Origin of the sequence: Mesorhizobium sp. M0276 (assembly GCF_040321755.1) — a bacterium.
In the GTDB taxonomy this organism is placed as follows: domain Bacteria; phylum Pseudomonadota; class Alphaproteobacteria; order Rhizobiales; family Rhizobiaceae; genus Mesorhizobium.
This window is the reverse complement of the sequence record NZ_JAMYSC010000006.1, coordinates 24,658-50,376: the sequence shown is the minus strand read 5'-3', so window position 1 is coordinate 50,376 and position 25,719 is coordinate 24,658. Positions and strand designations below refer to the sequence as shown.

Below are 25,719 nucleotides of genomic sequence, written 5' to 3'. Positions count from 1 at the left end.
GGCTAGTTCGAAAGCATGCGATCAACCCAGCCGAGGAAACCGCCTTCGGCCCGCACCGGTTCGAGGGCCGGCGCGGCCACCGATGCGGCGCGCTTGGTATGGGCGCGCGGCGGCAGGTATTTGTTGGTCGGGCGATAGCCGAGCTCCGGCATCAGATCGACGCCGCCGCGCTCCGCCACCAGTTGCGAGACAGCCGACAGGGGATCACCCAGGTCGCCAAAATGCCGAGCGCTGGTCGGGCAAGCTGCGACGCAGGCCGGCACGCGGTCTTCTTCGGCCAGATTGTCATTGTAGATGCGGTCGACGCACAGCGTGCACTTCTTCATCACCCCGACATCGGTGTCGAATTCGCGCGCCCCATAGGGGCAGGCCCAGCTGCACAATTTACAGCCGATGCACTTGTCCTCGTCGACCAGCACGATGCCGTCCGAGGCCCGCTTGTAGGAGGCGCCGGTCGGGCAGACGGTGACGCAGGCCGGCGTCTCGCAATGCAGGCAGGAGCGCGGGAAGTTGACCGTGCGCCCGCCCATCTCGGTGGTGTGCTCGTAGCTGTGAACACGGTTGAACCAGACGCCGTCGACATGGCCACCATAGGGATCGATGTCGGTCAGCGGCGCCATGTGGCCGCCGGTGTTCCACTCCTTGCAGGCGGTGACGCAGGCCTGGCAGCCGACGCAGGTGTCGAGATCGATGACTAGCCCTAGTTTCTTGCCGCTCTGACTTGGCAGACAGGTCATTCGGCCGCCTCTCTTGCCCTGCGGAACTCAGCGCCGAAGGTCAGCTTGTCGGGCGAGGGTTCGAAATGCGGTGGCTGCTGAAAACGCTCGAACTGCGGCTCGGTGAAGCCGGCTTCCTCGGCGGCGCATTTGACGACGCGCACGCGCAGATCGAACCACGCCGCCTGTCCGGTGACAGGATCGGAGTTCGAATAGCGTTTGCCCTGAGCATCGGCGGAAGTCTGGTCGCCGATGATATGGTTGAGCAGGAAGCCACGATTGGATTCGGCCGCGTCGTCCTTCAGCCCCCAGCTGCCGCGCCGCTTGCCGATGGCGTTCCAGGTCCAGACCGTGCTTTCGTTCACCCCGTCGATCAGCTTGATCTGCCCCTTCACTCTGCCATTGATGCTTTCGATCCACACCCAGTCGTCATCGACAAGGCCTAGATCTGCTGCCGTCCGCTGATGCACGAACAGCCGGTTCTGGCTGGTGATCTGTCTCAGCCACGCATTCTGCGACCCCCACGAGTGGTACATGTGCATGGGCCGCTGCGTCAGCGCGTGCAGCGGATATTTTTCGAGGTCGATGGCTGCTTCCTCGAAGGGCATGTACCAGAAGGGCAGCGGGTCCATGAAGGTCTCGATGCGCTGGCGATCGCCCTCCGGCGGCAAGACGCGGCCATGGCCGCGTGAGGCCAGGCGGAAGCGCTGCATCGGCTCGCAATAGAGCTGAAAGATGATCGGCTCCGCCTTGGGGATGAAGCCCATCTGCACGGCGAAGTCGAGATAGGAGCGATTGGCCATCTTGTAGTAGCGCTGGTCGTCAGCGAAATCGTGATGCCAGAAGCCGCCATTGTCGATGTAGCGCTGCAACTGGTCCGGGTTGGCCTCACCCCTGCCGACCGACGCCCCGTCCTTGCCGCGCCAGCCGGCGAGCGGGCCGATGCCTGATGTGCGCTCATGGTTGACGATGTAGTCGGCGTAGTCGCGGTATTTGGCCGTGCCATCCTCGTCGACGAAACCGGGCAGGTCAAGCCGCGCGCCGAGTTCGATCAGCACCGACTGGAACGGCCGGACATCACGGTCCGGTTCGACGACGGGATGGCGAATAGCGTCGCCCGGGCCATCGGCGTGGCTGATCGGCCGGTCAAGCAGGCTGATGCAGTCATGCCGCTCGAGATAGGTCGTATCCGGCAGCACGAGATCGGCGAACGGCACGGTCTCGGAATAATAGGCGTCGGAATAGATGATGAAGGGGATCTTGTAGTCGCCCGCGTCGTCATGGTCGGTCAGCATGGCGATGGTCTCGACGGTGTTCATCGAGGAATTCCACGCCATGTTGGACATGTACATCATCAGCGTGTCGATCGGGTAAGGGTCACCGGCCCAGGCGTTGCGGATGACGGTGTGCATCAGGCCGTGCGCGGCCAGCGGCGCGTCCCAGGAATAGGCCTTGTCGATGCGAAGAGGTGCGCCGGCCTCGTCGACCAGCAGGTCGTCCGGCCCACAGACGAAACCGAGCGGCATCCCTTCAAGCGGCGTCATCGGCTTGACGGCCTTGCCGGCCGGCTTCGGACCGGGCGGTACGGATCGGGGATAGGGTGGCTTGAAGCGGAAGCCGCCCGGCACATCCACCGTGCCCAGCAGCACCTGAAGCAAATGGAGGGCGCGGCAGGTATGAAAGCCGTTCGAATGGGCCGAGATGCCGCGCATGGCGTGCATCGAGACAGGCCGCCCCTTGATCGTCTCGTGCCGGCGCCCGGCCCAGTCGGTCCAGGCGATCGGCAGCTCGATCGTCTGTTCGAAGGCGACATGCGCGAGTTCGGCGGCGATCCTGCGGATCGTATCGGCGGCAATGCCGCAGCGCTCGGCGACCGCGTCCGGTGCATAACTCTCATCGAGGTAGCGGTCGGCGATCAACTGGAACACCGGAACGCAGTGGCGTCCGTCGATCGTGAAGCTGCCGGTCAGCGCCGGTCTCGCGCTGGCATCGGTGGCGCTGACCGGTGTCTTCGCCATCCTGTCCCAGGCCAGCGGATTGCCCTCGGCATCGCGGACGAACAGCCCGTCATCGGCCGCACCCGGCTCCTGGATGACGAGGACGTGAGCGTTGGTGTAGCGCAGCAAATAATCGAGATCGACGCGGCCCGCCCTGAGCAATTCATGGATAAGCGCGAACACGAACAGTCCGTCGGTGCCGGGCCGGATGCCGATCCAGTCGTCGGCGATCGCATTGTAGCCGGTCCGGCACGGATTGATCGAGACGACTTTGGCGCCGCGCGCCTTGAGCTTGCCGAGACCGATCTTGATCGGGTTGGAATCGTGATCCTCGGCGACCCCGAACAACATGAAGTACTTGGTGTTGTCCCAATCGGGCTCGCCGAATTCCCAGAACGAGCCGCCGATCGTGTAGAGGCCTCCCGCCGCCATGTTGACCGAACAGAAGCCGCCGTGGGCGGCGAAGTTCGGAGTGCCGAACTGGCTTGCCCACCAGCCGGTCAAGGATTGGGATTGGTCGCGGCCGGTGAAGAAGGCCAATTTCTTGGGGTCGGTCCGGCGGATGTTCGACAGCCGCTCCGTCGCGATCGAAAACGCCTCTTCCCACTCGATTTCCCGGAACTCGCCAGAGCCGCGCGGACCGGTGCGCAGCAATGGCTTCCTCAGCCTTGCTGGGCTGTAGTGCTGCATGATGCCGGAGCTACCCTTGCCGCAGATCACGCCGCGATTGACCGGATGGTCCTTGTTGCCGTTGATGTAGCGGACCTTGCCATCCTTGATGTGCACGTCGATGCCGCAGCGGCAGGCGCACATGTAGCAGGTCGTCTTGGCAATGCTGTCGGAAACGTCAGGCGAGGTGTCGACGCCGTCGCCTTCATCCGGTGCGCGCGTGTCGGCAAGCGGGCGTTGCGATGGTGCCGAATTCGCGCCACGCGGCGGTCCCTGCATCATGATCCCAGGGTGTCCGCGCGGCTTGCGGATTTGGCACGTGTCTTCGGTCCGGGGCCTCGCATGTAGTGCTCTTCCGGATGATAGCGATCGCCCGCCAACCGTCGCCTTATGCCGCGGGTCCAATGCGCAAACAGGGATCTGAACCGCCCGATCATTCTGCTCTCTGCGACATCTCGGCGAATTTGTTCTAATCTACCTAGAAAACTTAGAATAAAGACATCGATCTGTCTAATCAGTTGTTCTTGTAAATTCGATCGATATTGGTTCTTAATGCGCCCATGACCCTGGACCAGTTGCGGATTTTCGTCGCCGTCGCCGAGCGCGGCCATATGACCAAGGCGGCGGAACTGCTGGGCATTTCGCAGTCGGCAGCATCGGCCGCCATCCGGGCGCTTGAAGAACAGCACGGCGTCCATCTGTTCAACCGCGTCGGCCGCAACATCGAGCTTGCCCAGACCGGACACCGGTTCCTGCCCGAAGCCAAGGCAGTGCTCGAACGGGCGGCTGCCGCGCGCAATGTACTGGAGCATGTCTCGCAGACGGTCACCGGCAGCCTCTCGATCGCCGCCAGCCAGACCATCGCCAGCTACTGGCTGCCGCGCCGGCTGGCGTCCTTCCATGAAGCCTATCCGGCCGTCAGGCTGAGCGTCACCATCGGCAACACCAGGCAGGTCGAGGCCAATGTCCTTGATGGTGCGGCCGATCTCGGTCTGGTCGAGGGGCGCACCGAGTCCGACATATTGCGCCGCGCCAAGGTCGACGTCGACAGGCTCATGCTGGTGGTTGCCAGCTCGCATCCGGAGATCGCCGAGATTGCGCCCGGCCACCCCGACATCAAGGGCCTGCGCTGGATCATCCGCGAGGGCGGTTCGGGCACGCGCGAAGTGCTGGAGGATCTGGCGCGTCGCGAAGGAATTTCGCTCGCCGATTTACAGATATTCCTGGTGCTGCCGAGCAATGAGGCTATCCGCCAGGCGGTCGAGGCGGGAGCCGGCGCCACAATCATTTCGGAGCTTGTCGTGGTCCGCGCCGTGGCCGAAGGCAGTCTCAGGTCCGTGCCGCTCGAATTGCCGAAGCGCGACTTCGCCATGATCACACATCGCGATCGCCAGGCAAGCCTTGCCCAGATGGCGCTCAAGACGCATCTCGGCGGCAAGGCGGATGCTGCGTCAATCCCGCTGAGTCCGTCGAAATGACCCAGGTTGGACCATCGCAAGCGCCGTCCGCCTCGGCGCTCGACCGTCACTCTGGCAATCCGGCGTCCCGCAGCGCGCTTCCAAGAGTTTCCGCGAGCGCTGGCGCGCAGCGCACGCCAGCAAACTGGCGGCTGTAGCGAAAGCCCGGCTGAAGCTCGCGCACGCGCGCGGCCGCCGCCCGTGCTTCGTCCAGCCGCCCGAGTTTGGCGAGCGCAGCGGCTAGTTGCACATAGGTGATGCTGTGTGCCGGATTGGCTTGAACGGACTTGTATGCCGCACGACAGGCTTCTTCGTAACGCCCGCGCAGCAAATGGCTCATAGCTTGCGCGTCAAACGCGGCCCAAGTCCACGAATCGAACGGGCTTAGCCGCATACCCTTCTCGCTCCATTCTATCGCTCGCTCTGCTTCGCCGCCCCATCCGAGAATGACGCTGCCAAGAATGTAGGTCAGCGCCGATGACGGGCTAATGGCGAGGGCTGCTTCCAATGCTGTGAATGCGGCGGCGCGATCATGCGCGTCCATGCCGATCGAAAACCCTGCCCATGTCAGAGCGAGCGCATCATCTTGCCCATGAACAATGGCCCATCGGGCATGCCGGATCGAAGCGGTACGGTTGACCTCCTGCAGCCCGGCGCGAAGGAACAAACAATGATGACACATCGCGGCATTGCCATGTGCAAGGGCATAGGCGGGCTCGAGTGCGATGGCACGCTCAAGAAGCGCCAGCGCTCTAATAACTTGCGCCGGCATACCTGTGTCAACGTCAGGCTGGGCTTGAAGCACGAGATCGTAGGCATCGAGACTCTCCGGGCGCTTCCGCCTGACGCGTTCAATTTCCGCTTTTCGCATGCTCGGGGCGATCGCGCCCACCGCTGATAGCGCGATCTCGTCCTGAAGCGCGAAAATGTCCTCGGAGCTGCGGTCGTAGCGCTCGGCCCACACATGCGCGCCGGTCGATGCATCGATCATCTGACCGGTCACGCGCACACTGCCGCCGGCCTTGCGCACGCTGCCTTCGATGACATATCGCACGCCAAGCTCGCTGCCGACCTGCTTCACGTCCACGGCGCGGCCCTTGTAGGTGAAGGTCGAATTTCGCGCGATTACGAAAAGCCAGTTTATGCGTGCCAGGCCGGTGATGATGTCGTCGACCATTCCATCAGCGAAATACTCCTGCTGTGGATCTCCGCTCAAGTTCGAAAACGGCAGGACCGCGACGGACGGTTTCTCAGGCAAGGTCAGCGCCAACGCGATGCGGGATGCAGGGACATTCGTCGCAACAGCCGGTCCTACATAGCGATAGCCGCGTCGCGGCAGTGTTTCGATCCAGCTCTCAGCATTCGCTGCGTTGGCCAATACCCGGCGCAAGGCCGCGATCTGGACCGTTAGGTTGTTATCGGCAACCGCCAACTCGCCCCAGCCGGCCTCGACCAACGCGTCCTTGGATACCGGTACGCCCGCGTTTTGGAGCAGCAAGCGCAAAAGCGAGACGGCGCGTTGCCCAAGCATGGTCGGCTCGGCACCGTGGTACAAAATGCCCGCCACCTGATCGAGACGGAACGGGCCAAACTGATAAAGGTCGCCTCCGAGTGCCATCCAACGCTTTTAGCAAATTTTTGGGAACGAATTCACGACTTCCCGGCATCGACGCCCAATGTTGCACAGGTGCTTGCCAGAAGTAAGCGCCCAGTCAAAGGAGGATCCTATGAGTGCCAATGCCGTCATTCGCATGCCCGATGAGAAGAAGGGTATCATGCTGCGTGGTCAACCTATGGTCTTCCTCGTCACCGGCGAAAATACCAAGCACACGAGCATGTTTGACTGGACGATCCCAGCGGGATTCGCCACCGGACGGCATGTTCACCGCGTCCAGGAAGAGACGTTCTACCTGCTCGAGGGCGAGTGTGCGTGGCATGTCGGCGACAAGACGATCCGTGCAACGCCCGGAACCTATCTGTTCATTCCACCGGGAGTACCGCACGACATCACGAATGTCAGTGAGGGGCCCGCGCGCGTGCTGATGACCGTCTCTCCGCCTGGCCACGAGCACTACTTCGAAGAACTTGCCAAACTCGCGGCGCAAGGTGCGCCGGACCCAAAAGCGCTCGCCGATTTGCGAAACCGATACGACACTGACCAGCTCTCGACTTTGACAACGCGCGGGTAAGTCCCTGTCCAGGCCTTCGTCGCGTCACGCCTGCGGCGTTTATGTGCATATGGCCTAGTCCAACGCGGATCGGTAAAGCAGAACCGCTCCAAGAAAGCCTCAGCCGAACTTTCGCTGAGCATCCAGCGCCAGGCCAAGTCCGACCGAGCCGAACATGTCGCCTTCGATGACGGATGCCTGCGGCACCAGCGACAGGATCTCTCGTCTGGCGAGCGGAATCGCGGTCGATCCGCCGGTCAGGAACACCGCGGTGATATCGGATGGCCTGACCTCAGCGTCCCGGATGGTCTGCGCCACCGTTCCTGTGACCCGCTCGATATCCCTGGCGATCGTGGCTTCCAGCCCGCTGCGCGTAATCTCGGCGGCGAACTCCGCGCCCGGCAGCTTCACCGCGACCTCTGCGAACGAGCTGTCGGTGAGCTCGATCTTGGCTTTTTCGACAAGCGCCGCCAGCGCGTGTCCGTAGCGGTGCTCGACGATGTGGATGAAGCGGTCGACCAGGTCGGCGCGCTCAGCCTCGTAGCGGATCTGGCGCAGATGCGTCATCGCCTTGGCGGTGTAGACCAGATTGATGCGCTGCCATGTCGCGAGGTCGATGAAGTAGCTGGCCGGCAGATTGCGCTTGCCGTCCTTGGTCGGCGTCAAATAGCCAAGCTGCGGCATGACATGGGCGATGCTCAGCAGCCGGTCGAAATCCGTGCCGCCGATATGGACGCCCCGGCTGGCCAGGATGTCGTCCTTGCGGTCGAGCGAACGGGAGCGCCGCGGTGAAACGCGCACGACCGAGAAGTCCGACGTGCCGCCGCCCATGTCGATGATCAGCGCCAGCTCTTCCCTCGCCACCTTCTGCTCGTAGTCGAGCGCCGCCGCGATCGGTTCGAACTGGAATGCGATGTGCTTGAAGCCCTGGGCGCGCGCGGCGTTCTCAAGTTCGCTTTGCGCCTTCGCGTCGGCCTCGGCGTCGTCATCGACGAATTGAACCGGCCGGCCAAGCACCACGGTTTCGACGGCATCGCCGGCGTCTGCTTCGAGCTTCTTCTTGAGATGGCCGAGGAACAGGCCGACGATTTCCATGAACCCGATCGAGCGCGCCTTGATACGGGTCTTCTCGTGCGCAAGCGAACTGCCGAGCACGCTCTTCAGCGAGCGCATCAGCCGGCCTTCGATGCTGTCGGTGTAGTTGGCGATGGCGTGGCGGCCAAAACAGGTGCGGTTGTCCTCGAAGTTGAAGAACACGGCACTGGGCAGCGTGACCTGGTCGTCCTCAAGCGTGACGAGGCGCGGCTGCCCGTTCCTGACCACGCCCACGGTGGAATTGGAAGTGCCGAAGTCGATGCCGGCGAAGGCTGGTCGCATGACAAGTTCCTGTATTGGTCGTCGACGAGCCGATAGGCGCCACGAGAAATCGCGCGCTGCCCGGGGAGGGGCTGCTCTGCCGAACCGAATTGTTTGTATCTGCCTGTTGGCTGGGAGCGCGGTCTACCGCATGCTCCCGCAAAGGGAAACCACTTTTCGGGAAAAGTTCTAAAAGCGCGTCGCGTTTGAACGAATTCAGGCGACGCGCCTTAGGTTTTTGATTCGATGCATGTCGTTCTCCCAAAACCGGGGCCACTTTTGGGCGACATGCATTAGTCTCTCCGGAAGATCAGCCTTCCGAGCCAGCCGGTCAGCATGGCTAGCGATATCGCGAAGACGCCGTAGAGGAAGGAATAATTGTGTGCGACACGGAAGATCGACTGTTCAAAACCGGATTTGCGGATTTCGAGCTGGGCCGAGCTCTCCTTGATGAACAGGCCGCTCTTGAACAGGAAGGCGCGCGCCTTGTGGGTGCCGACCGGAACGTTCGGCGCCAGCCTGACGGTGGCGCGGAACAGGTTCTGCGACAGGAATTGCACGCCGCCGACATTCTCGCTGTAGAGGCCGGTCGCCGACTTGCGCTCCCGCAGCGCCGCGGTGAATTCCTCGATCGTCGCCGGGCTGTCGCCGGGATCGGCGGGTTGCATGTAAAGGTTGGAGGCGCCGAGCGACAGCTGCTTATAGCTGTTCGGCTCGGTGATGTCCTGCAGCGGCCGCGTCGTCGCCACCGAATAGGACACCGGCACGTTCTCGAAGGTCTCGGAGTCCAGATTGATCCAGACGCCGAGAACCCGGTCCTTGCGGCGCACGACCACCGGTTTGGGCGGCCCTTCGAGCACGACGATGACATCGTAGCGGCCCTGGCGCGCCACGAGTGGATCGGGATTTTCCAGCGAACCGAAGATGGTCAGGTCGGCGCCGGAAAAGCCGGCGGTGATCGAGACATTGTCGGTGGAGAGCCCGATCTGGATGCCTTCCGTCATCGGGACCTGTGCCTTCGCCGGCACGGCGGCCGCAAGCAGCGACAGGAAAATGGCTGTTGCGAACGCGTTCGGAGCCCTCATCAGTTGAGGCCCGCGGCAGACAGCGAATAGAGGTTGGGCGGGGTGACGAAGAGACCGATGGCCAGTCGTATCGCTACCGCCAGCACCAGCACCGCCAGCAAGGCCCTGAGCTGTTCGCCGCGCAGCCTCTGGCCGGCCTTGGCGCCATATTGCGCACCGGCCACGCCGCCCGCCATCAGCAGGAAGGCCAGCACGACGTCGACCGTCTGGTTGGTGGTGGCGTGGACCAGCGTCGTATAGGCGGAGGTAAAGATGATCTGGAACAGCGATGTGCCGATAACGACATTGGTCGGCACTTTCAGGAGATAGATCAGCGCCGGCACCATGATGAAACCGCCGCCGACGCCCATGATTGACGACAGGAAGCCGATGCCGGCGCCCAGGCCAAGCACCGGGATGACGCTGACGAACAGCTTTGAGGCCCTGAAACGCATCTTCAACGGCAAGCGGTGGATCCAGTTGTGCTGCCCGGATTTCTTCAGCACCGGTGCCGCGCCGCTACGTGTGGCACGCAAGGCATTGACGCTTTCGACCAGCATCAGCCCGCCGACGGTGCCAAGCAGCACGACGTAGAGCAGCGAGATGAACAGGTCGAGCTGGCCGAGGCGGCGCAGGAAGGCGAAGACGTAGATGCCGGCGGTGGAGCCGATGATGCCGCCGGCCAGCAAAACCCCACCGAGCTTGAAGTCGAGCGTCCCCCGCTTCATGTGCGAAAGGACGCCGGAGACGGAGGAGGCGATGACCTGGTTGGCGCCGGTGGCGACCGCGATCGCCGGCGGTATGTTGTAGAAGATCAAGAGGGGCGTGATAAGGAAGCCCCCGCCGACCCCGAACATGCCCGACAGGAAGCCCACCGCCGCACCCATGGCCAGCAGGACGAAGACGTTGACGGAAATTTCCGCGATCGGGAGATAGATGCCCACCCGTCAGTCTCGATCAGTTCTGCCTGTCGGCGAATGCAACCGTTGCGGGCATCTTGGACCGACAAGCCAATTCGTTCTTGCGCCGGAGGTGCTGCGAAGTCAAACCGCGCTACGCCGCCGAAACAAAAAACATCTCAATCAGTTAACAGGCAAATGTGTGGCAAGGGCGTCGTGGAAGCGACGCCTCTGCCGTTATTTGCGCGCCAGCAGCGCCTTGACCAGTTTTTCATCGACCTCGCCGGTCGCCGGCATCTTGTTATCGGTCTGGAAAGCCATGATCGCGATCTTGGTCTTCTGGCCCATCTTGCCGTCGGCGCCACCGGCGTCATAGCCATTCTTGTTGAGAATGCGCTGGATATTCTGGACGGCCTTCGTCATGTCGATGCTGGCGGTCGTCTGCGGTGCGCCGTTCTGCCAGGATTCGGGAACGTCGGCCGAATTGGCTGCCGCGTCCAGCGGCTTGGCCTTCCACAGTTCGACCGCGGCGCGGGCGCGTTCGAGCTGCTCGGGCCGCAGCGCATTGGCGATCTCGTCACGCTTGGCCGCCGCATCCTTGTCGCCGGTCTTGGCGACGAGCGCGAACCATTTGTAGGACTCTTCGAGGTTCTGCTTCATGCCGACGCCCTTGGCGGCGAGGATGCCGAGGTTGAACTGGCTGTCCTTGACGCCGACGTCGGCCGCCGCCTGGAACCAGTGCGCGGCCGATTCATTGTCGGTCACGCCGTCCGCGGCCATGGCGAAGAGCACGGCCAGATTGTGCATGCCGCTGGCATTGCCCTGCTCCGCGGAAAGCTGGTACCAGGTCTTCGCCTTCTTGATGTCGCGCGCGACGCCGATGCCCTTTTCATAGAAGTTGCCGATGCGATACTCGGCCGGCGCAAAGCCGAGCTCCGCCGACTTCTCGTACCATTTGGCCGCTGCCGCCATGTCTTCCTTGACGCCGCGCGCCTCGGCATAACGCGAGCCGATCTCGAACAGCGCCTTGGCATCGCCACTGGCGGCGGCGTCGCGCAAGGCGTCCGGGCCGGCGTCAGCTGGAATGTCGATCGTGGCCGTGATCGCGGCCGGCGAAGCGTCCGTCGGGGGAACCGCGCCCGTGGTGTCCTTGGCTGTCGCCGGCTGGGCCGTCAACGGCTGGGTGCCGATGTCGGCATCGGTTGCGTCCGTGGCGGTTGAAACAGTCGGGGCCGGGGCGGTTGTGGCCGGCGCAGCCGAAGCTGTCGTTTCGAACATCGCCGCGCTGGCATCGACGGGCGCAGGAAGCGGCTCGGCTGCTGGCGCGGCCGTCGACGGATCGGCGCCTGGCGGCGTGGTCATCGTGCTTTGCGCCGCCACGTCGTCCTTGGTTGCCGGTTCGGACGGCTCGGCTGGTCTCACGCCACGATCCGGCGCGCTTTCCACTGCCGTGGGGTGAATATCGGTCTTTGGCTGGCCAGCTGCATCGAATGAGGCGGTTTTCACCGACTGCGAGGCGACGATCGGCGCGACATCGTTGCTTGCCACCTGGGCGGGATCGGCGAAAAAGGCCTTGCCCAGTTGCAAGGCGCCCAGCGCCAGCAAAATCGCGGTTGTCCCCATCAGGATCGGCTTGCGCCGAGCCTTGAGCAGGTCGCCGATCCGCAGCGCCTTCACCGGTCCGGTCATCGTCGACTGGCGTTTCAGCGCATCGGCCTCGGCAGCCGCAGCTTGCGCCGCGCGCCGGGCCGCGGCGATGAAGTCCGATTTCGCGGCATCGGTGTCGCTGGGCTTGGCCGGCTGGCCGCGCTCGTCGCGCACGCGCTTCATGATGGCGTTGAGGTCAGGTGCGCCCGAGCCCGGCTCCAGCGGCCGATTGGCCATTCTCGGATCGAGCGGCTCGTCGAGATCGACGCTCGGTATTGGGGTGCTCGGCGCCGAGCCGGCCAGTGGCGGAATATCCGCTTCCTTCTTGCCCTTGAATGCGCGGGCCAGCCCGCCGAAGATCGATCTGCGGCCCGCTTGTTCGTTCTTTTCGGAACCCGTGTCGGAGCCCAGCGCAGCCATGGCGGCGGCAGCGGCGGCCTCGGCTGGCGTGCGGGTGCCGACACCGTGGCCGCCATGCGTGCCCAGGCCGCCATGCATGCCCAGGCCGCCATGCGTGCCCAGGCCGCTGCGAGCTTCCGGCTCATTGCGCAGGCTGGAGGCGGCGCCATCGAGATCCGCCATGTCCCCAGTCAATGGCAAGGGCTGATCGATATCCATCGACGGCGGCTCGACGGCCATCTTGGGTCGCCGTGCGCCGCGCCAGTTGCTCGGTTCGGCCGAAGCAGCGTCCAGCAATTCGCTCATCGCCTCGACCGGCTCGCTAGGTTCCAGCGAACCAAGCCGGTCGACGATCTTGAGCAACGTGTCGTGGATGGCCTCGAACGTTCGCGAATTGCGCTCGTCGGAGCGCCGCGTCAGCGTTTCAAGCGTCTTCAAATCCTGGGCAAGGCCGGAAACGGCCGTCGTGTTGGCACTCGAACCGGCCAACGATCGCACCGCGTTCTCGGCCGCTTCGCGCGCCGCGCCGAGGATGGAATCACGCGTTCCGGCCAGGGACTTCTCGATTTCGTCGAGACGTGGGCTGATGTCTTCGAATTCCGGCAGCGGCGTGCTGGGCTTGGAAAGATGGGCGGACAGGCCTGCGACCTGCGCCTCCAGGCTGCGGATCAGCGCCGGATCAATGCCGGCGACGTGCGCGGCCGACGCATCCAGCCGGCTTGAAATGTCTTCGAGCCGGCTTTCCAGGCCGCGGATCGCCGCTTCGCCCGCGGGATCGGGAACGCGCGTTTCCATGCGCTTGGCCAGTGCGGTGAAGCGGGCATCGATGGCGTCCATGATGCCGGCGCTGTCGATTTGCGGCATCCGCTGGTCAAGCCTGTCGGCAACCTCGTCAAGCCGGCGTTCGAGATCGCGAAACAGCATGTTGCCCTGTTCGATGGCGTCGCCCTGGCGGCGTTCCATCATGCCCGACAGCACGTCGAAGCGTTGATCCAGGCCGTGGAAGATGTAGTCGGCGTCAGGCATGGTAGGCGCCTGGTCGATCTTGTCGGCGATGAGTGCGATCTGCTTGGCCAGGCGCTCCATAGCCTGCTCGGGCAGATTGGCTCGGCCGGCGAGTTCGTCGACCCGGCTCGACAGAGTGCTTAGCCGGTCCATGACCGCGTTGCCGGGACGATCCTGCGCCACTTCCTCTATCTGCTGGGCAAGCGAGTCGATCCGCTTCTCGATGCGCTCGAAAGCCTCGTGGTCGAATGAATTGGCTTGTGCCGCTACCGTCGAGGCAACGATGGCGCGGGAAATCTCGTCCAGCCGCTCGTCGATCAGGCCAAGCGTGTCGCTGCCGCGGTTGTCCTGCTGGCTGGCGAAATGGTCGACGGCGCCGGCAAGTGCGCGCACCTTCTCCTCCAGCGAACGCAGCGACAGCGATTCTGGCAAGTTGTTGACGGCGTTGCTGATCTGCTCCAGCCGGTCGGTCAGGACAGACAGGCCGGGGTCGTCCGAACGCTTGCGTTGGTCGGCGTCGACACGGTCTTCAAAAGCCGTCCAGCGGCGATCGAAATCGTCCCAGCGGCGGTCGACCCTCTGCACGCTCTCTTCGCGCGCCAGCGTGTCGAGCGCGGCTTTGACCTGCTCGAGTTCGAGCCGCAGCATGTTGACGCTTCTGTCGTCGCTCTTCTCGGCCAGCGTCTGGATGGCACCGGAAAGCCGCTCGAATTCAAGTCCGAGTTCGGCACTGCCCTTGGCCTGGGTACCGGGCTTGGCACCTGACTGGAAAGCCCGCTCGATGTGCTTGCGCAGTGCTTCGAATTCACGCTGCAGCCCTGATGTCATCTGGTGGCGCAATTCCTCGCGCATGCCGCGCAGTTCGCCGGCGATCTTGCCGACCATGGCAACGCCGTCTTCCTGGCCGCGCACGCGATCGATGTCGCGGGCAATGGCCTGGTAGTTCTGCCCGAAAGCGGCGGCTCCCTGCATCTGGGTCTTCGGGCGCGGCGCGGCCTGCGGATCCTCATACCAGCGCTGCTGGCTGGCAGGTCGGGCGGCGGGATAACGCGCGTCGGCGCCATATTGACGGGGATCTGGACGTGCCATCGGGTCCTCGCGCGTCCGCTCCAGCCGCTGCTCCAGCGTCTCCAGCGACTGGTTCAACTGCTCGAGCGTGGTCTGCGGCCTGCGCTGCCTGCCGGCGTTGAGTGTATCGAGATAGGACCGCTTGCTGTTCATAGGTGCGTCCGTCTTTCAGAATGGCTGGCTCGTGGCCAGTTCCCCCAAGTCTCTGTCGGAACGAAGGCGACCGGCGACAATGCCGCGGTGGAAGACGAGCTTCCCAGGTTACCACCCGCGCTCCGAAAAACCGTGAAAAATTCGATACAGGATAAACACGGGTAGCCGACGCGCCCACATTTCACCCAACGTGGTAAACAACGCGTTAACCAAACTTAAGAAGTTGCAAGGATGTTGGATGTCGGCCTGACGGTGCGGCATAAAGTTCGGAGTGTAGAACACCCTTGCGTCACAAGGCGGCAATCGGTATAGAATTGACGTAAACGTAAAAGGCGCGTCGAGCGTGCCGTTTTGCGATTTGTTTGTTGAAACCACGACTGGAAGCAGGCCCCCGCTTCCAGTCAGGCGACGCACGGTCCAGGAGACCGCGACGCCACCAGACGGGGAAAGCCAGTGACCATGAAGCTTATCTCGGCCGGCGAGACCGCGGCCAATACCAATATGTCTGTCGAAGCCGGCGAGGACCTTGTCCGCATCGGCGAGATGGCGAAAAAATACGGAGTGACGCTGCGCACGCTGCGTTTCTACGAAGACAAGGGCCTGCTCAACCCGCAGCGTGACGGTTCGACCCGTCTCTACACGCGCCGCGACAAGGCCCGGCTGAAGCTGATCCTGCTTGGCCGCAAGGTCGGGTTCTCGCTGCGCGACGTCAAGCAGATGATGGATCTTTACGATCCGACTGGTTCAAACACCAAGCAGCTGCGGCTGGCGCTGGACAAGTCGGAAAAGCAGCTTGCCCGTCTGCAGAAGCAACGGGCGCTGATCGATGACGCCATTAGCGAGCTGAGCGCCTCGATGTCGGCGGTGCGCCAGATGCTGGCCGAGCGGTCGGCACCACAGGCGAGCGTCGCTCGCTAAAGCAATTTCGGGAGAAGCGTGATACGGTTCTCCCGGTAAGCGCATAGCGTTTCCCCTTGGGAATTGCGCGACGCCCAAAGTCATCCGCTGACTGTCTGACGATCAAAGCCGCGTGGCAATGCCGCGCGGCTTTTCGTTTTCTCGCCTCCCGACCCACAGGGTTTCGGCTCGCGCGCTGCCGCGCCGCTACGCTCATTGCTGCGATGGGCGGGAAATCTTTTCGCACCGAAAAATTGACGTTTACGCAAACGTCAATTTTTGCTATCCAGCTTTCAACATCGGTCCGCATGCCGCCCCTGGCCGTCATCGGGGCGTTCGGACCGGGTTCGCAGGGTGGAGAAAACGCATGCCGACATACAGGGCTCCGGTCCAGGATACGCTGTTCGTGCTCAACGAGGTGCTGGGCTACCAGCGCTATTCGAACCTTCCCGGATTTTCCGACGCCACGCCCGATGTGCTCGAGGCGATCCTCGCCGAAGGCGCCAAGCTCGCCGAAAACGTCATTCACCCGTTGAACCGTGTCGGTGACATGGAAGGCTGCGTTCGTCATGATGATGGCTCGGTGACGACGCCGAAGGGCTTCAAGGAGGCCTTCGACCAGTATCGCGAGGGTGGCTGGATGGGACTGGCCGCACCGGTCGAGTTCGGCGGCCAGGGTCTGCCCTACGCCGTACACACTGCGGTCTCCGAATACATGGTCTCGGCTAACATGTCGCTGATGATGTATCCGGGCCTGACGCAAGGCGCGATCGCGGCAATCATCACCCACGGCACCGACGAGCAGAAGGCCAAGTGGCTGCCCAGGATGATCGAAGGCATCTGGACCGGCACCATGAACCTGACCGAGCCGCATTGCGGCACCGATCTCGGCCTGCTGCGGACCAAGGCGGTGCCGAATGGCGATGGCACCTACAAGATTTCAGGTCAGAAGATTTTTATTTCGGCCGGCGAACACGACATGTCGGACAACATCGTCCATCTGGTGCTGGCCCGCATCGAGGGCGCGCCGGAAGGCGTCAAAGGCATCTCGCTGTTCATCGTGCCTAAACTCAAGCTCGATGCATCGGGCAATCCAGGCGACAGGAACACTGTCTCCTGCGGCTCGATCGAGGAAAAGATGGGCATCCACGGAAATTCGACCTGCGTCATGAACTATGACGAGGCGCAAGGCACGCTGCTCGGCGAGGCCAATGGAGGCCTGAAGGCGATGTTCACGATGATGAACGAGGCACGCCTTGGCGTTGGCCTGCAGGGACTGTCGCTGTCGGAGATCGCCTATCAGAACGCCGTTGCCTACGCCAAGGACCGCCTGCAGGGGCGCTCGCTGTCGGGGCCGAAAACACCCGACAAAAAGGCCGACCCGATCATCGTCCACCCCGATATCCGCCGCAGCCTGATGACCATGAAGGCGTTCAACGAAGCCGGCCGCGCGCTGGCGCTGTGGACGGCGATCAAGTCGGATGTCGCCCACCGCGCCGGTGACGACAAGGACCGTCAGGCGGCCGACGACTACACCGGCCTGATGACGCCGGTGGTCAAGGGCGTGCTTACCGACAAGGGTTTCGACCATGCGGTCATGGCGCAGCAGGTGTTCGGCGGTCACGGCTATATCGAAGAGCATGGCATGAGCCAGTTCGTGCGCGATGCCCGCATCGCCATGATCTATGAAGGCGCCAACGGCATCCAGGCCCTCGACCTTGTCGGCCGCAAGCTCGGATTGAACGGCGGCCGGGCGGTGCAGGCCTTCTTCAAGGAGGTCGGCGAATTCTGCGAGGAATACCGCGCCGACGATAAGATGGCGCCGTTCACCAAGGCACTGAAGAAGGGCCTCAGCGACCTGCAGGCCGCTACCATGTGGCTGGTGCAGAACGGTATGGCCAGGCCCGACAATGCGGGCGCCGCCTCGACCGACTATATGCATCTCTTCGGCCTTGTGGCGCTGGGCTACATGTGGGCGCGGATGGCCAAGGCGGCACTTGGCAAGACGGACGCCAATGGCGCTCAGTCGTTCTACCACAACAAGGTCGTGACGGGGCGCTTCTTCATGGAGCGGATCATGCCGGAGACATCAGCGCATCTCGCCCGCATTTCGAGCGGCGCCGACACGTTGATGGCACTGCCGGCGGAAGCGTTCTAAAAGATGGTTCCCCTCCCTTGAGGGGAGGGTGGCCCGAAGGGCCGGGTGGGGTCCTGCGTGAAGCGCGCCGACCTCAACTCTGAAGATGCGCTCTGGGAGGAGTATCGTACCAGCATGACCAACCCAGTCGAAATCCTTGGCCTTCCCAAGCCCGCCTGGGCAGTGGACGAGGTCGGCATGCTCTACGACATGGCGCACCGCTTCATGTCGGAAGAGATCGCGCCGCGCTACGACGAGTTCGAGAAGAATGAGATGGTCGATCGCGAAAGCTGGCTGAAGGCCGGTGCGGCCGGCCTGCTTTGCGCCTCGATGCCGGAGGAATATGGCGGCTCGGGCGGTACCTTCGCGCATGAGAGTGCCATCATCGAGGCCATCGGCCATGTCGGTGTCGATGGCTTCGGCATCGGCCTGCACAACTCGATCGTTGCCCCCTACATCCTCCATTACGGCTCCGAAGAGCAGAAGAAGAATTGGCTGCCGAAGCTGGCGACCGGCGAGTTGATCGGCGCCATCGCCATGACCGAGCCCGGCGCCGGCTCCGACCTGCAGGGCGTCAAGACGCGAGCGCAGAAGGATGGCAACCAGTACAAGATCAACGGTTCAAAGACCTTCATCACCAACGGCCAGCTTGCAAACTTCATCATAGTCGTCACCAAGACCGATCCGGAGAAGGGCGCCAAGGGCACCTCGCTGATCGTCGTCGAGACCGACGAAGTCGAGGGTTTCCAGCGTGGCCGCAACCTCGACAAGATCGGCCTGAAAGCCAACGACACCTCGGAGCTGTTCTTCAACGACATGCGCGTGCCGACCTCAAACCTGCTCGGCCACGAGGAAGGGCAGGGCTTCGTCCAACTGATGCAGCAATTGCCGCAGGAGCGCCTGCAGATCGGCACCGGGGCAATTGCCATGATCGAGCGGGCGCTGGCACTGACCATCGACTACGTCAAGGAGCGCAAGGCGTTCGGCAAGGCGATCATCGATTTCCAGAACACCCAGTTCAAGCTGGCCGAGCTCAAGACCGAGGCCACCATCGGCCGTGTCTTCTACAATGATTGCGTCAGCCGCCACATCAATGGCGGCCTCGATCCTGTGACCGCATCGATGGCCAAGTACTGGCTCAGCGACCTGCAGGGAAAAGTCGTCGACGAATGCCTTCAATTGCATGGCGGCTATGGCTACATGAATGAATATCCGATCGCCCGCATGTTCCGCGACGCCCGCGTCCAGCGCATCTACGGCGGCACCAACGAGATCATGAAATTGCTGATTGGACGCTCGCTCTAATGCATGTCGCCCAAAAGTGGTTCCGGTTTTGGGAGATCGACATGCATCAATCTAAAACCGTCGGATAAACCAAGGAGCAAGAGATGGCCGAAGCTTATGTCTATGACGCCGTGCGCACGCCGCGCGGCAAGGGCAAGAAGGACGGATCGCTGCACGAAGTGCCGGCGGTTCGGCTTGCCGCCAAGACGCTCGAGGCGCTGCGCGACCGCAATGGGCTGGACACCGGCACTGTCGACGACATCATCTTCGGCTGTGTCGATCCGGTCGGCGAGGCGGGCTCGGTGATTCCGCGTGCCGCCGCCTTCGAGGCCGGCTACGACACCAAGGCGCCTGGCATGCAGATATCGCGCTTCTGCGCTTCGGGGCTGGACGCCATCAATTTCGGTGCCGCCAAGATCGCGCAGGGCGCCGACGAGATCGTCATCGCCGGTGGCGTCGAATCGATGTCGCGCGTCGGCATGGGCGCCTCCGGCGGCGCCTGGTTCATGGATCCCTCGGTCGGCCTGCCCGGCTGGTTCGTGCCGCAAGGCATCTCCGCCGACCTGATCGCCACCAAATACGGCTTCAGCAGAGACGACGTCGACGCCTATGCGGTCGAGAGCCAGAAGCGCGCCGCAAAATCCTGGGCCGACGGCCGCTTCAAGAAGTCCGTCATTCCGATCAAGGACCAGAACGGCCTCACCATCCTGGACCATGACGAGCATATGCGCCCGTCGACCGACATGCAGTCGCTGGCCTCGCTCAACCCGTCCTTCATCATGCCTGGCGAAATGGGCGGCTTCGATGCCGTCGCCGTGCAGAAGCATCCTGAGGTGGAAGAGGTCAACCACGTCCACCACGCCGGCAATTCGTCCGGCATCGTCGACGGCGCGGCGGCCGTGCTGCTCGGTTCGAAGAAGGCCGGCAAGGCGATGGGTATCAAGCCGCGCGCCCGCATCCGCACCTTCGCCAACATCGGCTCCGAACCGGTACTGATGCTGACCGGTCCGGTCGACGTCACCGAGAAGCTGTTGAAGCGCGCCAAGATGAAGCTGTCCGACATCGACCTGTTCGAACTCAACGAGGCCTTCGCCTCGGTGGTTTTGCGTTACATGCAGGCTTTCGACATTCCGCATGACAGGATCAACGTCAATGGCGGCGCCATTGCCATGGGCCATCCGCTCGGCGCCACCGGTGCGATGATCTTGGGCACGGTGCTGGACGAACTCGAGCGTCGTGATTTGAATACCGCCCTGGTGACGCTGTGTATCGGTGCCGGCATGGGCACCGCAACGATCATCGAACGCGTCTGACGGGAGAGAAACGATGAGCTATACAAATTTCACCCTCGACGTCGACGCCGACGGCATTGCGCTTGTCACCTGGGACATGCCGGGCCGATCGATGAATGTCTTCACCGAAGAAGCCATGCGGGAACTGAACGCCATCGTCGATCACGTGACGGGTGACGCCGCCATCAAGGGCGCGGTGATCACCTCCGGCAACGATACCTTCTCCGGCGGCGCCGACATCACACTGCTGCAGAAGATGCTGACCACGTTCGCCGCTGAAAAGGATAAGGACGCCGAAAAGGCCACCAAGGCGCTGTTCGACAATGCCGGCATGATGACCGGCCTGTTCCGCAAGCTGGAAACTTGCGGCAAGCCATGGGTGTCGGCGATCAACGGCACCTGCATGGGCGGTGCCTTCGAGATGTCGCTGGCCTGCCACGGACGCGTTGCCGCCGACAGCGACAAGGTCAAGATGGCGCTTCCCGAGGTGAAAATCGGCATCTTCCCGGGCGCCGGCGGCACCCAGCGCGTGCCGCGCCTGACCGATCAGCAGCAGGCGCTGCAGATGCTGACCTCCGGCCAGACGCTGTCGCCGCAGAAGGCCAAGTCGATGGGCCTGATCCATGAGATTGCCGAGCCCGCCAAGCTGGTCGAAACGGCCAAGGCGATGATCAGGAATGGCTTGAAGCCGGTGGCGCCATGGGACGAGAAGGGCTTCAAACTGCCCGGTGGCCAGATCTATTCGCCCGCCGGCTTCAATCTGTGGCCGCCGGCCATCGCCATCCTGCGTCGCGAGACATATGGCAACTATCCGGCTGCTGCCGCGATCCTCAAATGCGTCTATGAAGGCCTGCTGGTGCCGTTCGACACCGCCTTGCGTATCGAGCAGCGCTATTTCACCGAGATCATGCAGACCAGGGAAGCGGCGGCGATGATTCGCTCGCTGTTCGTCTCGCTGCAGGAACTGAACAAGGGCGCCCGCCGCCCGGCCGGCGTACCGGAAACCAAGTTCAAGAAGATCGGCATTCTCGGCGCCGGTTTCATGGGCGCCGGCATCGCCTACGTCACCGCCAAGGCCGGCATCCCGGTGGTGCTGCTCGATCGTGACATGGAGTCGGCCGCCAAGGGCAAGGCACATTCCGACAGCCTGATCTCGGATCAACTGAAGAAGGGCCGCGCCAAGCCCGAGGAGAAGGACAAGTTGCTGTCGCTGATCACGCCGACAGCCGACTATGCAGACCTTGCCGGCTGCGACCTGGTGGTCGAGGCGGTCTTCGAGGACTCGGGTGTCAAGAAGAGCGCCACCGAACAGGCGGAGGCCGTGTTGAAGCCATCGGCGATCTTCGCGTCGAACACCTCCACCATCCCGATCTCGGCGCTGGCCAAGAATTCGGCGCGGCCAAAGAATTTCATCGGCATCCACTTCTTCTCCCCTGTCGACAAGATGATGCTGGTCGAGATCATTTTGGGCAAGAAGACCGGTGACAAGGCGCTGGCCACGGCGATCGATTTCGTCCGTGCCATCAAGAAGACGCCGATCGTCGTCAACGACACGCGCGGCTTCTATGTCAACCGCTGCGTGCTGCGCTACATGTCGGAAGCCTACAAGATGCTGATCGAAGGCGTTCCGGCGCCGATGATAGAGAATGCCGCGAAGGCCGCCGGCATGCCGGTCGGACCCCTGGCGCTGACCGACGAGACGGCCATCGACCTTGCCCAGAAGATCATGAAGCAGACCATCCGGGATCTCGGCGACAAGGCGGTCGATCCGAAGCAGATGGCGCTGATCAACACCATGGTCGACGATCACGGCCGCTTCGGCCGCAAGAACGGCAAAGGTTTTTACGATTATCCCGCCAAGCCGGCCAAGAAGAAGCTGTGGCCGGGACTGAAGGAGCTCTATCCGCAGTTGGCGCCGGAGAAGGTCGACTATGAGGAACTGCAGCAGCGACTGCTGGTCACCATAGCGCTGGAAGCGGCCCGGGTGATGGAAGAGGGTATCGTCACCGACCCGCGCGAGGCTGATGTCGGCTCGATCCTGGCCTTCGGTTTCGCGCCCTACACCGGCGGCGCGCTGTCATATATCGACGGCATCGGCGCCAAGGCATTCGTCAAGATCGCCAAGGGCTTGCAGAAGAAATACGGCGCCGAGTTCAAGGCGCCCAAGCTGCTGCTCGACATGGCCGAGAAGGGCGAAAGCTTCTACGAGCGCTTCGATCCTTATACGAAGGGCGAGACCAGAAAGGCGGCGTGAGGCAGCCTTGCACTGTGGACAAGAGGATGGCTCCGGGTTAGAAGCGAAAAAGGTATTTTTTCCTGTTTGAAGGAGAGCAAGAATGCTCTCGCATGACCGTGTCTGGGCCGCCATAGATGCTCTTGCCGAGCGCTATTCGCTTTCGGCCTCGGGTTTGGCCAAGCGCGCGGGGCTCGATTCCACTGCGTTCAACAAGTCGAAGCGTCTGTCGTCGGACGGCCGGCCGCGCTGGCCTTCGACCGAATCGCTGGCCAAGATCATCGAGGCGACGGGCGCTTCGCTCGATGAATTCACCGGCCTGATCGAAGGCCGAGCCGCGACCAGCCATGCCGCCGCCCTTGCCCGCACACGCTCCGTGCCGTTGCTCGGTTTTGCCCAGGCGGGCGCCGGCGGCTACTTCGACGATGCCGGTTTTCCGGCCGGGCAGGGCTGGGATCTGGTCGAACTGCCGGCGCAATCCACCGAGAACTCCTATGCGCTGCAGGTGCAGGGCGATTCCATGCTGCCGCTCTACCGCAATGGCGATGTCCTCATCGTCGAACCGGGCGCCATCACCCGCAAGGGCGATCGCGTCGTCGTCAAGACCACCGCCGGCGAGGTCATGGCCAAGGTGCTGGAGCGCCAGACCGTCAAGTCGATTGCGCTGGTCTCGCTCAATCCCGATCATCCCGACCGCGATATTCCCATGCGCGATGTCGAATGGGTGGCGCGGATCGTATGGGCAAGCCAGTAGGTCGGCTGGTGCGTCTCCTTCATGTTGCCCTTTCGGTTCTGATGGTCCCGGTGATGGCGACCATGGTCGTCACGGGCGGCCGCACGCTGAAAGGAAGCGACAGCGTTGTCGTGCTGGACCAGCTTGATGCGGGCGCCGACACGATTTCGCAGCAAGGCGCCGAGACGGTGCCCGACGAGCCGGCCACTTCGGCCATTTCAGATCCACAGCCGCCGAAGCTTGCGCCGCATTCGAGGGCGATCGATCCCGAGCTCGTTGCACCGCCTCAGCGTGCCGCCGAGGAACTGGAACGGGTCGAGCCGCGCGAGCCGCTGAGCAAGCTGGCCCTGGCCGTGCCGCCCAAACCGAAAATGCCCGACGACTGGAACGGCACAAAGCTGTTCCAGCCGGTCGCGCCGGCCGCCGGCCGGATCGAAGCGAAGGGTTACTCGATCGCGGTTTCCGGCATCGACATCGTCAGTCAGGACGAGGTTTGCAGTGATGACGGCAAATCCTGGCCATGCGGCGTCCGGGCGCGGACGGCGTTCCGTGCCTTCCTGCGCGGCCGTGCGGTGGTTTGCAGCGTACCGCCCGACGGTGGTCGCGACCTGATCGCCGCCGAATGCCGGATCGGCAAGCAGGATGTCGGTCGATGGCTGGTCGAAAACGGCTGGGCGCGCGCCGCCAACGGTGGACCCTATGTCGAGGCCGGCGACAAGGCACGCACGGCGAAGAAGGGCATTTTCGGATCGGCTCCCGATCTGTCCGGCATGCCGGCAATGCCGGCCGCGCCAAGCCCGGCGCCTCAGGCGCCGAGTTCGATCCTGGAAGAGGTGGACGGCGTTCTCAAGCCAGCTGACCAGCCAGCGCCCGCTCAATAAGCGCCCGCGTTTCGGCAATGCCATAGAGTGCTGCGAACGATCCGAAGCGCGGACCGCGCTCCTGGCCGATCAGCACCTGGTAGATCATCTGGAAAAAGGCACCAGAGACGCCGGGGCCGCCTTCCGGGCTTTGCTTGGAATGATCCTGATAGCGTTCGATCCTGCGTGCGACGTTGAGCGATGCGTTCTGGATCGCTTCGCCATTGGCGTCATCCGGCAGCGCGCCGAGCGCCGCGTCGAGAGCTTGCAATGCCTCGCGCTCGACTTCGTCGGCCGGACGGAAGGTTTTCGTCGGCTTCACGAAGTCGTCGAAATAGCGGATCGCGTGGCCGACCAGCTGGTCGAGCTCGGGATGCGTCTCCGGCGTCACGCCTTGCGTGTGGCGTAAAATGAAGCCCCACAGCACATCCTTGTTCTGCGCGTTGGAGGCGCTGACCAGGTTGAGCAGCAGCGAGAACGGCACCGGCATGTCGATGGCGGGCGGGTTGCCGTCATGCATATGCCAGACAGGGTTACCCAGCCGCTCCTTCCAGTCCTGCCGTGGATACGCGGCAAGGAAGGTGTAGTACTCGTCCACGGCGCGCGGGATGACATCGAAATACAGTTTCTTGGCCTGCCGCGGCCGCTGGTACATGTAGAGCCCGAGGCTTTCGGTCGGCGCATAGGTCAGCCAATCGTCGATGGTCAGCCCGTTGCCCTTCGACTTCGAGATCTTCTGGCCGTTCTCGTCGAGGAACAGTTCGTAGACGAAGTGCTCCGGAGCCCGTCCGCCCAGTATGTTGCAGATGCGGTCGTACACCACCGCATTGGTCTGGTGGTCCTTGCCGAACATCTCGAAATCGACGCCAAGCGCTGCCCAGCGCATGCCGAAATCCGGCTTCCACTGCAGCTTCACGCGGCCGCCGGTGATCGAAAGCGTGGTCTCGGTGCCTTCGTCGTCAAAGGTTATGGTGCCGGCCTTGGCGTCGACATGCTTCATCTGCACGTAAAGCACGCGGCCGCTCTTCGGTGAAATCGGCAGGAACGGGCTGTAGGTCGCCTGGCGCTCAGGGCCGAGCGTCGGCAGCATCACCGCCATGATCTGGTCATAGCGTTCGGCAGCGCGCAGCAGCATCGCGTCGAAACGCCCGGACTTGTAATATTGCGTCGCGCTGGCGAACTCGTAGTCGAAGCCGAACGTGTCGAGGAAGCGGCAAAGCATCGCGTTGTTGTGGTCGGCGAAGCTGGCATAGTCGCCGCCGAACGGATTGGGAACCGACGACAGCGGCTTGTGCAGATGCGGCTCGAGTGCGGCGCGGTCCGGCACGCTGTCGGGTATCTTGCGCATGCCGTCCATATCGTCTGAAAAGCACAGCAACTTGGTCGCAACCTTATCCTGCGTCAGGACACGGAAGGCATGGCGCACCATCGACGTCCGCGCCACCTCGCCGAATGTGCCGATATGCGGCAGGCCGGACGGTCCGTAGCCTGTCTCAAACAGGATCGTTTGGGGAAAGTCGGCGTCTTTGTAGCGTTCGATTATCTTTTTGGCTTCCTCGAACGGCCACGCCTTGCTCTCGGTCGCGGCCGCCAGCACCTCGGGATTGAGATCGATGATGTTTGATCCCGCCATGTCACTTTATCCAAATTGTCCACCGGCCCAAGTCATTTAAGGCGGGGGCCGG

General features: G+C 63.1%; 17 protein-coding genes. 9 read left to right on the top strand and 8 right to left on the bottom strand.

The features are described 5' to 3' along the window. Positions 1 to 2: 2 nt before the first annotated feature. Positions 3 to 737, bottom strand: a complete 735-nt coding sequence (locus NKJ01_RS06825; RefSeq protein WP_352601373.1) for a 4Fe-4S dicluster domain-containing protein — start codon at positions 735 to 737, stop codon at positions 3 to 5. Continuing rightward, complete coding sequence (locus NKJ01_RS06820; protein ID WP_352726995.1) at positions 734 to 3,664, bottom strand: molybdopterin oxidoreductase family protein; 2,931 nt, start codon at positions 3,662 to 3,664, stop codon at positions 734 to 736. Before NKJ01_RS06820 ends, NKJ01_RS06825 begins: the two co-directional genes overlap by 4 nt. 278 nt (positions 3,665 to 3,942) lie before the next feature. Between NKJ01_RS06820 and NKJ01_RS06815 the strand changes: the two genes are divergently transcribed. Further along, a complete protein-coding gene (locus NKJ01_RS06815; RefSeq protein ID WP_352726993.1) occupies positions 3,943 to 4,860 on the top strand; it encodes a LysR substrate-binding domain-containing protein in 918 nt (305 codons plus the stop codon). 46 nt (positions 4,861 to 4,906) lie between these two features. On the opposite strand, the gene NKJ01_RS06810 is transcribed toward NKJ01_RS06815, so the two are convergent. Beyond that, entirely contained in the window at positions 4,907 to 6,457 is a 1,551-nt protein-coding gene (locus tag NKJ01_RS06810) for a winged helix-turn-helix domain-containing tetratricopeptide repeat protein (protein ID WP_352601367.1), read from the bottom strand. A 109-nt stretch (positions 6,458 to 6,566) separates the two neighbouring features. Here NKJ01_RS06810 and NKJ01_RS06805 point away from each other — a divergent pair, with 109 nt between their 5' ends. Further along, positions 6,567 to 7,028 carry a cupin domain-containing protein gene (locus NKJ01_RS06805; protein ID WP_023758070.1) on the top strand — a complete coding sequence of 154 codons (462 nt, stop codon included), beginning with the start codon at positions 6,567 to 6,569 and terminating at the stop codon, positions 7,026 to 7,028. A gap of 99 nt (positions 7,029 to 7,127) precedes the next feature. Here the strand turns inward: NKJ01_RS06805 and NKJ01_RS06800 are convergent, their stop codons facing one another. From NKJ01_RS06800 to NKJ01_RS06785, 4 genes are all read right to left on the bottom strand, one after another. Next, entirely contained in the window at positions 7,128 to 8,384 is a 1,257-nt protein-coding gene (locus tag NKJ01_RS06800) for an Hsp70 family protein (protein ID WP_352726990.1), read from the bottom strand. Positions 8,385 to 8,656: 272 nt separating this feature from the next. Continuing rightward, positions 8,657 to 9,448 (bottom strand): TIGR02186 family protein, encoded by a 792-nt coding sequence (locus NKJ01_RS06795; RefSeq protein ID WP_023758068.1) that lies wholly within the window; start codon positions 9,446 to 9,448, stop codon positions 8,657 to 8,659. Continuing rightward, positions 9,448 to 10,371 (bottom strand): sulfite exporter TauE/SafE family protein, encoded by a 924-nt coding sequence (locus tag NKJ01_RS06790; protein ID WP_023758067.1) that lies wholly within the window; start codon positions 10,369 to 10,371, stop codon positions 9,448 to 9,450. Before NKJ01_RS06790 ends, NKJ01_RS06795 begins: the two co-directional genes overlap by 1 nt. Positions 10,372 to 10,563: 192 nt before the next feature. Beyond that, positions 10,564 to 14,598 carry a peptidoglycan-binding protein gene (locus NKJ01_RS06785; protein WP_352726988.1) on the bottom strand — a complete coding sequence of 1,345 codons (4,035 nt, stop codon included), beginning with the start codon at positions 14,596 to 14,598 and terminating at the stop codon, positions 10,564 to 10,566. A 459-nt stretch (positions 14,599 to 15,057) separates the two neighbouring features. On the opposite strand from NKJ01_RS06785, the gene NKJ01_RS06780 reads away from it, so the two are divergent. The 7 genes from NKJ01_RS06780 to NKJ01_RS06750 all read left to right on the top strand — a co-directional run bounded on the left by NKJ01_RS06780 (position 15,058) and on the right by NKJ01_RS06750 (position 24,055). Next, positions 15,058 to 15,516: a MerR family transcriptional regulator gene (locus tag NKJ01_RS06780; protein ID WP_352601517.1), complete on the top strand. Its 459-nt coding sequence runs from the start codon at positions 15,058 to 15,060 to the stop codon at positions 15,514 to 15,516. Between the two features lie 346 nt (positions 15,517 to 15,862). After that, positions 15,863 to 17,653, top strand: coding sequence for an acyl-CoA dehydrogenase (locus NKJ01_RS06775; RefSeq protein WP_352726986.1), 1,791 nt, complete (start codon positions 15,863 to 15,865; stop codon positions 17,651 to 17,653). A 114-nt stretch (positions 17,654 to 17,767) separates the two neighbouring features. After that, a complete protein-coding gene (locus tag NKJ01_RS06770; RefSeq protein WP_352726984.1) occupies positions 17,768 to 18,937 on the top strand; it encodes an acyl-CoA dehydrogenase family protein in 1,170 nt (389 codons plus the stop codon). Positions 18,938 to 19,020: 83 nt separating this feature from the next. Beyond that, positions 19,021 to 20,229, top strand: coding sequence for an acetyl-CoA C-acetyltransferase (locus NKJ01_RS06765; RefSeq protein WP_023758062.1), 1,209 nt, complete (start codon positions 19,021 to 19,023; stop codon positions 20,227 to 20,229). Positions 20,230 to 20,242: 13 nt separating this feature from the next. Further along, positions 20,243 to 22,462, top strand: a complete 2,220-nt coding sequence (locus NKJ01_RS06760) for a 3-hydroxyacyl-CoA dehydrogenase NAD-binding domain-containing protein (protein WP_352726982.1) — start codon at positions 20,243 to 20,245, stop codon at positions 22,460 to 22,462. Positions 22,463 to 22,544: 82 nt separating this feature from the next. Then, a complete protein-coding gene (locus NKJ01_RS06755) occupies positions 22,545 to 23,195 on the top strand; it encodes a S24 family peptidase (RefSeq protein ID WP_023758060.1) in 651 nt (216 codons plus the stop codon). Positions 23,196 to 23,203: 8 nt separating this feature from the next. After that, positions 23,204 to 24,055, top strand: a complete 852-nt coding sequence (locus NKJ01_RS06750; RefSeq protein ID WP_352727139.1) for a thermonuclease family protein — start codon at positions 23,204 to 23,206, stop codon at positions 24,053 to 24,055. Here NKJ01_RS06750 and NKJ01_RS06745 read toward each other — a convergent pair. Next, a complete protein-coding gene (locus NKJ01_RS06745; protein WP_352726980.1) occupies positions 24,021 to 25,667 on the bottom strand; it encodes a lysine--tRNA ligase in 1,647 nt (548 codons plus the stop codon). The two genes, NKJ01_RS06750 and NKJ01_RS06745, sit on opposite strands and share 35 nt — an antisense overlap. Positions 25,668 to 25,719 lie beyond the last annotated feature (52 nt).